General features: G+C 47.3%; 2 protein-coding genes. One reads left to right on the top strand and one right to left on the bottom strand.

The features are described from left to right. The coding region (locus tag B9Y59_RS15650) for a glycoside hydrolase family 97 N-terminal domain-containing protein (protein WP_085532031.1) at positions 1-8235 on the bottom strand (8235 nt) is incomplete at its 3' end. 230 nt (positions 8236-8465) lie between these two features. On the opposite strand from B9Y59_RS15650, the gene B9Y59_RS04480 reads away from it, so the two are divergent. Then, on the top strand, positions 8466-9203 hold the full coding sequence (locus tag B9Y59_RS04480) for a MerR family transcriptional regulator (protein WP_158088949.1): 738 nt from the start codon (positions 8466-8468) through the stop codon (positions 9201-9203). The last annotated feature ends 300 nt before the right edge of the window (positions 9204-9503 follow it).

Raw genomic sequence — 9503 nt, 5'->3', positions numbered from 1 at the left:
GCTTCCGTTGCCCACTGTGAAGCTCGGTACCAGTCCGTTTCCATTGACCACGGTCATCTTGAAGGTGTACATGCTTCCTCTGTTCAGCGTGATGGCATTTGCCGCATCACTGCGCACACTTGCCGCTGCACTCTGGCTTGCGGAAACCACACCCGCTGCTCCATATGTGTTGCTTACATTTCTCGATGTGGAGCCGCTCTTCTTCGCTGTCGTCGTCTTTGTCTCCAGGTTCTGGATGCTTGCTTCCAGTGCTTCTACGGCACTCTTGACCTCTTCTTCGGTCGCTGCTTCATTGTTCAACACAACCTTTGCGTTGCTCAATGCCTTCTGCATCGCTGCCACGCTCTTTGCTGTGTACTTGCTGGTGTTCACTGCCTCTGCTTTTCCAATCAGGTCTTTCAAAGCGTCCTTGTTCGGAATCATACGCAGTGCTGTAATCGCATTGAGCAGTTCTTCGGCCTTCTCATCCACTGCCTCCTGGGTTGCATTGTCATTTTCCAACAGAGTTTCTGCATCGCCTAGGATGGTTTTAAAGGTAGCCCATGTTTCATCCTGGATGTACTTCGAAGCATTCTCTACAATTTTCTTGCCTTCTGCTACCAAAGCTTCCAGATCCGTCCTATCTGCACGGAAGACCAGGTTGTCAAGCGCTTCATACAGCGCTTCTGCCGCTGCCTGAATGTCTGCTTCCAGTACTTCCTCGTCGTCCATCAGGTCCTCTGCCGCCTTGTATGCGTCGTCCAGTGCCTGTACGCTCTCCGGCGTGAAGTTCTCTCGATTGATCTGCTTTGCAATCTCCATCGGGATTTCCAGCTGGCTCTTGTCGCCCGCTGTAAAGCTCAGATACTGCAATGCCTCGATCAGCTCAAACATCGCGTTGTTGATATCGTCCTGGCTTGCGGTCTTCTTTTCTTCGATCGCTTTCGCTGCCTGCAACGCATTCTCGTACTTCTTCTGTACCGACGGGACCGTCGCCGCTACCTGCGCTTTCACGTTCTCGCTCTCTGCGATTGTGATCACTTCGCGCAGATTTTCTTTATCCACGATCGTGAAGCCCAGTTCAATCGTGGTGTCTGCATTCGGCATTTCCAGGCTGTATACATACTCATTGACATCAAACGCCTCTACAGGCTCGCCATTGACTGTCACGCCTGCGATCTCTCTGCCTTCGACTCTCGGCTCAAAGGTCAGGTCGAGATTCGTGTTTGCCATCACGACGTCTTTATATGCGCCGATCAGGTTTGCAATCGTCTGCTCTTCCCCATCGATCGACAGCTTCACCGTTGTCGGGTAGCTTACTGTCAACATGTGCTCGGTCGGAACTTCATTTTTAATGATCTTTACGACTGCGCCACCAGTTGCCTTGATATCGATGGACATTGTCTGGCCCTTTGTAAGCGTTTTGGTTTCTGTGATGATTGCTTTATTGCTATCATCATTTGTCGGATCATCGCTGTCACGGAAAATATATGCGGTATAAGTTGCACCATCCTCCAAGAAGTCCAGATCGAACTCTGCAATACGAGCTTCATTGCCCATGATGCTTACATACCAATCGTCCCCTGTACGGCGTGCCATATTGACATAATGTCCCGGATCGCCGTCCAACAGAATGCTATCATCCCAAGAGGTGGGCAGATTCTTAAAGAGATTCTCGTATGCCACATGTCCACGGTATACATCCGGCTTATCCGCCATCGTCTGAATGCCACATTCAAACATAATGGTCTGTGCAACCAGATGTGCCTGGGTAACCGACTTCATTCCAAAGGTATTGCCATAGGAAGCCATCGGAGTAAAGTCCGCAGCGCCTACTGCGAAGCGAGTAAACGGCAGCATACAATCAAAGTATGCATCATTTACACAACTCTCACCGCCCGAAATCGCCTCACGACAAATTGCGTTCGGATAGGTTCTTCTTTCACCGGTGGTCTTACCGGCGCCATGGATGTTGATGAGCATATGATTTTCTGCGGCTTCCTTGGTCAGGATGTCCAGGAGCTGGATGATCTCCTGGCTCTGAGAGTCAAAGAAGTCTGGCTTAATGCCTTTAATGCCCATCTCTGCCCATTCTTTGATGCGTTCGCGCTCTTCCGGTGTATCCAGATCGCGTTTGTTTGCCCAGACAATCAGGCCAATGCCCTTACTTTCTGCGTAATCCAGAACTTCCTGCATCCAGTCATAGTAACCGTCATACAGGTCATTGCCGCGGTTGTATACACGCGGCTGCCAGCCTTCGTCCAAAAGCTGATACTTCCAGCCCATCTCTGCTGCAAAGTCAATATACTGCTTGTACAGCTTCGGTGCGGTCTCTTCCCATGTTGTGCCTTCCGGCAGATTGTCATGGCGGAGATCGCCATTCAGCCAAGTCCAGTCGACCGGACTCGGTACGATCCAACTGGTATCTTCGATTACGCTGTCCGGACTCAACGTTTCTGCAAGGGTATTTTCTGCAATATCTGCCGGATCACCAATAACCATGAAACGCCACGGAGAGGTGAACGGCGCGGTCGTTACGACATCGCTGAACTGCTCCGGTGAGAACACGACGTCCAACATACCGGTGTCATGGCCAACAATCTGTCCGCCACTATACTGTGGAGTAAGCGCTGCTTCAGACAGCAGTGCCCAATCGCCATTTGGCGTCTCATAGAGCAGCGGCATGCAATAACCGCCCTCCAGTTCTTCGATTTCCTTCTGATAATACCGCTCCTCGTTAGCCTTATCGAAGTCCATCGTCTGTGCAACGGAACCGTCCGGCATCAAGAAGCCTGTTGCTTCAGAAGAAATCGTCAACTCTTCGCCATCCTGGCCTTCGATTTCATACTGGAACGCCATACCATCATCATAGGCACGGCTGATGATGCGATAGGTCACGCCATCCTTTTCAAAATTCAAAGTCAGTTCGGTGCCTATTGCATCCACATGACTCTTCTTCGCACCGATCAAGTCATAAGAATCCTTGACGGTTTCTGTCTTAGAATCGACGAAGGTCAAACCAGTACGGAAATCGCCCAAGTTGGTGACCAAGCCCGTCGGGGAAGTTCCAATAACGGTATTTCCATTTCTCGAAGTTGTAAATACAACCGATCCATCATCGCGCAAGGTGAACAGAGTCTCAATGTTTCCATCCGGAGACACCACGGTCCAAGAGTTCTCATTTCCATTGCCAACAATGATATCCAAAGTCGAGGACTGCTTCACGCCGTCCAGTTCTACGGTGCATGTAATGGTTGCTGTACCGTCCGAAACGGCTACGATCTTTCCATCCTCTACCTTTGCAACGGATTCGTCGCTGCTGCTGTAGGTGATAATGGCATTTGTCAGATCCGCCTCGATATTCTGCATACCGCCCCAGCCAACTTGACCGATGTAACCAGTCAGATTGATGGCAGAGCTTGCGCCCTTCTGAAGATGAGTTTCCTCTGCTTTGATGGTAACACGAGCCAAGTCTTTCTGAGCTTCCTTATCGCAATAGAGGCGAGCATCTGCCCATGTTGTGCTACTGCTGCCCTTTGCATACAAGGTCAAAATCTTGGTTCCTTCCGGAATCGCCACTTCCAAAGCACCATTGTCTGGCGAGATCTGATTTCCATCATAGGAAAGAGTCTTAGAGAGGATTTGTTCTCCATCTGCCAGCACAATAAATTCACAGCTCCCTGCGCCAGCCGGGAAGCAACCGATGGCTTTAAAGGTTTCTGCGTGCAGGCCCGTGATATCGAAGGTTACCTGAGACGGTGCAAAGGTACCAATACCCTTTTCGTAGATAACCGTTTGACCATTTTCGTTCCAGGAAATCTCCGTCTGATTGACGGTCTGGTCCTTACGTACGAGGAACCAGCTGTCCACTGCATTGAGCCACTCCAGATCACTCAGATAAATAGCATCCGGATCAGCCTTATGAACATTCTCATTGACTTCCTGTTTCTCGACTACCCAAACACTGGATGGGGCTGTATCTTTTGCCAAGATTACCAATACTCCATCGCTTGTTTCATCATTCTGCAAAGCGATATACAGAGGAGAACCCTCTGAGGCCTTGTTCATCAAACGATACTGGCCATTCTGTTCTGCTGGAACGATCTTCCACCACTGCGCATCATTTTCTTCATCGATGTTGCCAAGAGTCAACGCCACACCTTCTGCGGCGTTGGAGTCCGTCGGCATCATAACGGTGGAACTGGCCGATTCCAACTGAATCATAAAGTATTCATTGTTACTGTCCGGAATGAGTCGCCAATATTGGGCCTCGCCATCGAAATCCCACCACAGATCGATAATTGCACCTGCACTGGAGTTGTTGCTGTTGGATTCGATGCAGCTGTCGTTCAAGACCGTCCGGAACTTATAGATGGCTTCTGTATCCCATTCTGGTTCCTCAGGCTCTTCGCCCGGATGGAAATTGTCAGGTACGTCTGCCCATGCATCCGAAACGGCTTCTGTTTCCGGATAAATCTTTGCAAGGAAATTGTACATATCAACATCATATGCCTTGAGTTCTTCACGGGTATTCACCGGACCGCGAACGCCATCCCAAGAACCGTCGGCAGACTCAGACATGACATTGAACCAGATTGCCGTACATGTTGCAAAATACTCTTCCCGATTCGAAATCGCATAGCTGTTCGGCCAGAGATTCTTTTGTTTGGCGGATGCATAAACTGCATCAAATTCCTCTTTCAACTCCGGAATGGAATCGACGCCAAGCAAATGCACGGAATGACCAAATTCATGTACCAATACGGATTCGTTTTCATAACCAGTATAATGGTCCGGCGAATCTTTTTGCAGGAGGCGGAGAACGTTTGCATCATAGATGCTGGCAACCGGGTTACCAACCATCCCGCCGTATCCCTCTACATAGTACATATCGGGATCATAGGTTGCGCGATGCTCAGGAATGCTGTAAGCACTTTCGCCCTTACCATACACAGCCAATTCCGCACCATTTTCAATCATTTTTTCCACAACATCGGAACGTGCAGAAAGCATCACATCCACAATATCCGCCGCAGCTTGCAGTGTGGATTTTTCCACAGCGTCGCTGGACTTCACCGTGATCCCACAATCTGCCTTAACAGACTGTGTATAGAACGGAGCAGCGACAACAGCATAGACAGTCTCTGTATCAGCAGCTTCTCCCATTTCATTGGTTACAGAACCAACCACCTGAACGGTGATCTGTGCATCCTGTGCAGGAACTTCTTTCAGTTCCAAAGTGGTCATTTGATCGAAGTAGAGAGCTCCATTTCCTGCATTATATCCATAATCGTTGAGCGCTGCTTCTTGGCCATTGACCATGACTTTGAAGCTAGACTTTTCATCAGCACCGGTTACATCTTGATTCCAGTCCAGTTCAATTAGACGGTCTGTAATCCGCTTTGCCTCTGAAACAGCCGGAATCTCTTCTTCAACTTGGTCTCTTGGGACATAATGGATCGCTGCACCGCCGGTCTCCGCCAGCGGGATTGTCAAGGTATCTTCTTTTGTAACAACCTTGATTTCTTCAACAATACTGCTGTCAACCGTCGCTTGGTCGACTACCAGATTGCTTCCATCCTGGTCATGACGGCCAAATTGATCGTATGCAGCAGGGCCTTCCGCCAGAACTTCCGGAGAATCCTTGTAAATATAGGCAACATATTCACCTTCACCCAAGAAGTCGAGTGAGAAGGTTGCGTCCAGCTTACCATCACAGATGATTCCCTGATACCAGTCGTCACCATTGCGGCGGGCCATATTTACATAGTCGCCCGGATAACCATCGATCAGGATTCCTTCATCCCATTCAGATGGCATATTCTTAAAGTAATGCTCATATCCAGGATGTGCACGATAGACATCGGGCTTGTCCGCCAAGCACTGCAAACCACATTCATAGATCACCGGCAGCGCAGTCATATGTGCTACGGTAAAACGGCCAGGATTATGATTGGTCAAATTGTCATTTGCACCATACGATACCATAGGAGTGTAGTCCATCGGACCTACTGCGCCGCGAACAAACGGCAACGAGCAGTTATGATGGGCATCCATGACGGCACCCCAAGTCTCGATATTATCAACCGCATAAGCCTCTGCACCACGAACAGCTTCACGGGCAATCGCATGCGGCCAAGTGCGGCGTTCACCAGTCGGTTTGCCGGCACCATGCACGTTGATCAGCATATGATTTTCAGCCGTTTCCGCCATCATTTTTTCGATGAGCTGAATCGTCTCCTGATCCTGGGAATCAAAGAAGTCTGGTTTAATGCCTTTGATGCCCATATCCGCCCACTCTTTAAAGAGCTTTTGCCGATAATCATCATCGGTCAAATTAGCCTTTCTTGCCCAAACAATCAAGCCGACGCCTTTTTCTGCAGCATACTCAATCAAGTCGGGCATCCAATCATAATAACCTTCGTATTCATGTTCGCCAGCTGCTGTATTGCCGCGAGGCTGCCAGCCTTCATCCAAAAGCTGGTATTTCCAACCCATTTCAACGGCAAAATCAATATACTTTTTATAGTATTCCAAACCAGCAGTTTCAAAGGAAACGCCATCTGGCAGCTGGTCGTGACGGAGATCACCATTCAACCAGGTCCAGTCCACTGTTCCCGCCTCAATCCAGCTGGTGTCCTCTACCTTGCTTGCAGGCGCCAAGGACTCTGCCAAAGTATTGTTGGTAATAGTCTGCAAGTCGCCAATAACGATATAGCGCCATGGGCTGGCGAACGGTAAAGTCGTTTCAACATCGTCTGTTTGCTCTGGGGTAAAGACAATGTTCAACAAGCCAGTGCCATCACCAGTCATCTGTGCGCCACAGTATGTACCGTTGAGATCTGCTTCATTTACCAAAGCAAAGACATCGTCTTCAGTCTCATAGAGCAATGGCATAGAATACTGATAATTAAGTTCTTTGATGGAGGCATGCTCAATTTCCACATCTTCATTGGATTGGCTGTAGTTCATTGCCCAAGTATACGCACCATCTGGCAAACGGACACCTGTATGCTCTGAAGAGATCGACAGATCTGTGTTCTCATCTCCATCGATACTGTAACGGAACGCAACGCCATCATCAAATACTTTCAAAATGATAGCATACGGTACGCCCGCTTTTTCAAACTGGAATGTCATCTGCTTATAAGGAGCATTGACATATTTTACCTTTGCTCCAATCAGTTCATACTCTTCTGTTCCGTTGCTCTCCTCTACATCTACAAACTCCAGACCGCTGCGGAAATCTCCCTCACTTGTAACGATTCCCATCGGAGATGCAGATACTACAACAGAATTATCACTTAACGCGGCATAAGATACGGCTCCATAAGCCTCATCATAAGCAATCAAAGCTGAAACATCTGTCTTTGGCGCTGTCAACTGATAAATAGCCCCATCCACCGGCTCGGTGCCTACGATGATCGGTGTATAACCTTCTACCTTTGTCCCGTCACTCAATGTGGCAGAAGCAACGATGGAAGCAACACCATTCGCTTTGGCCGTTACAGTGTATATACCTTCCGATGAAATTACCTCTGCGACCTCTGGATTGCTACTCTTTACTTCTGTAACTGCAATTTGTTCTTCGTACTCATCAAAAGCAGTTGCACTTACCGAAGTACTTTCATCAACATCCAAAAGCGTCTTTCCCGCAGATACATTGACAACCGGATCTACTGGTTCCGGAGGGGCAACTTCAACCTTACTGACTTTCCAGTAGCTCGAAGCTGTTGTTCCATCGGAGAGAATAACAAGAGTTCCATCGTTCACTCCATCATTCTCCAGAGCGATATATGCTTCTGCACTTCCTTCAGAAGCTTTGTTTAACAGCATATACTCGCCATCTTGATCCGTAGGAACGATTTTCCACCACTGTGAATCGTCCGCATCATCAATGTTTCCAAGGGTTAATGCTGTACCTGCTACGGCATTTGATTCTTTGGGCATCAAAACCGTCGCATTGGTATTTTTGGGCTGAATCCGATAGTATTCTGCCTCATCATCCGGAATCAACCTCCAGCACAATGCATCGCCCTCATAGTTCCACCATAGGTCGACTTTTGCGCCGGGATTTGTGTCTCCAGAGTAAACTTCAATTCCTGCGTCTTTCAACACAGTAAGAAGCTTATACTCTGCGGAAGGATCCCACTCTCCCGCGGCTTCGCTCTTTGCCAATGCAGGCGTCCAAATGGTAAATACCATTGTGAATGCCAACACAAGCGACAGAAGCGATCGCCATGCTCTCTTCTTCATGTTTTTTCTTCTCCTCCTTTGTTTTCAGGCAAAGCCTGTTTGATTACAATAGTATTGTAGCAGAAGAAGTGTTCCAAAAGTGTTCCATAATTTCTCTATTTTTAGGTACATTTAAATAAAACTACTCATTTGACGCCTTATATATAAAATTTCTTCACTTTATAATTTTGTTCTTGACTCTCACGTTGCGTAATCCTTTATAGTAAAAAATGTAAGAGGAGATGATTTCCGTGAAACAAACCATAAAAGAAGTATCGAAAGCTTGTAATGTCAGTGTTCGCACCTTACATTACTATGACCAAATCAGCCTCCTTTCCCCCTCTGAAAGAACGGATGCCGGCTACCGACTTTATGGGGAAGCTGAACTGATTCGATTACAACAGATTCTCTTTTTTCGTGAACTCGATTTTTCGCTTAAGGAGATTAAAATTCTATTGGATTTGCCAGGATTTAACCTCTTGGAAGCTCTTCGGAAGCATCGATCCCTTCTATTATTAAAAAAGGAACGAATCACACGACTTATCTCCCTTACAAATCAAATCTTAGAAGGAGAGGCACAGATGGACTTTAAAATCTTTGACAATCAAGAAATCAGTACTATGAAAGATCAATACCGAAAAGAAGTAGAACAACGATGGAAAGATACGTCAACTTATAAAAAATATCATGAGAGAACGCGAACCTATACCAAAGAGGTATGGAAAGAGATTGAAAGAAAAATGCAAAACTTCTTTCAAGAACTAAATTGTCTTAAACCACGAACTCCGGACGACCCAGTCGTACAAGAATGGCTTGAAAAATATCGATCTTTTATAGACGAGTATTTTTATCCATGCTCCAAAGATACGCTTATTCAATTAAGTGAACTCTATATCTCTGATGAACGTTTTCAGCAGTTCATCGATCGAGAAGGAGATGGATTATCCAAATACCTCCACCAAATTATAACGTTTGCTTGTACTCAATAAATGGAGCGATGAGTAATATATAATTATACAAGTCAGGCCCCCCGGCAAAGCCTGGAGCTTGAGAAAGCGCTAGAAGTGCATGATACGGGTCCCACCCCTAAAGGGGCCACGAATGGGTCGGCTAACTGCATTGCTGACTCATAGCGGACCCCTGAAGGGGCGTTACTTTATATATTTTTTCTCTCCCCGCCTTAGCCGGGGGTTCTCCTTTCGCTAATGTAGATCAAAATAAATAAAAGGCCTCCAGTTCTCTGAAGGCCTTTTACTTATTGTCCAAATTACCCATCAAGACAATATCGA

This window comes from Anaeromassilibacillus sp. Marseille-P3371 (assembly GCF_900169665.1).
Classification (GTDB): Bacteria; Bacillota; Clostridia; order Oscillospirales; family Acutalibacteraceae; genus Anaeromassilibacillus.
Note: the sequence above shows the minus strand (reverse complement) of the source record. Positions and strands in the feature narration are given on the sequence as shown.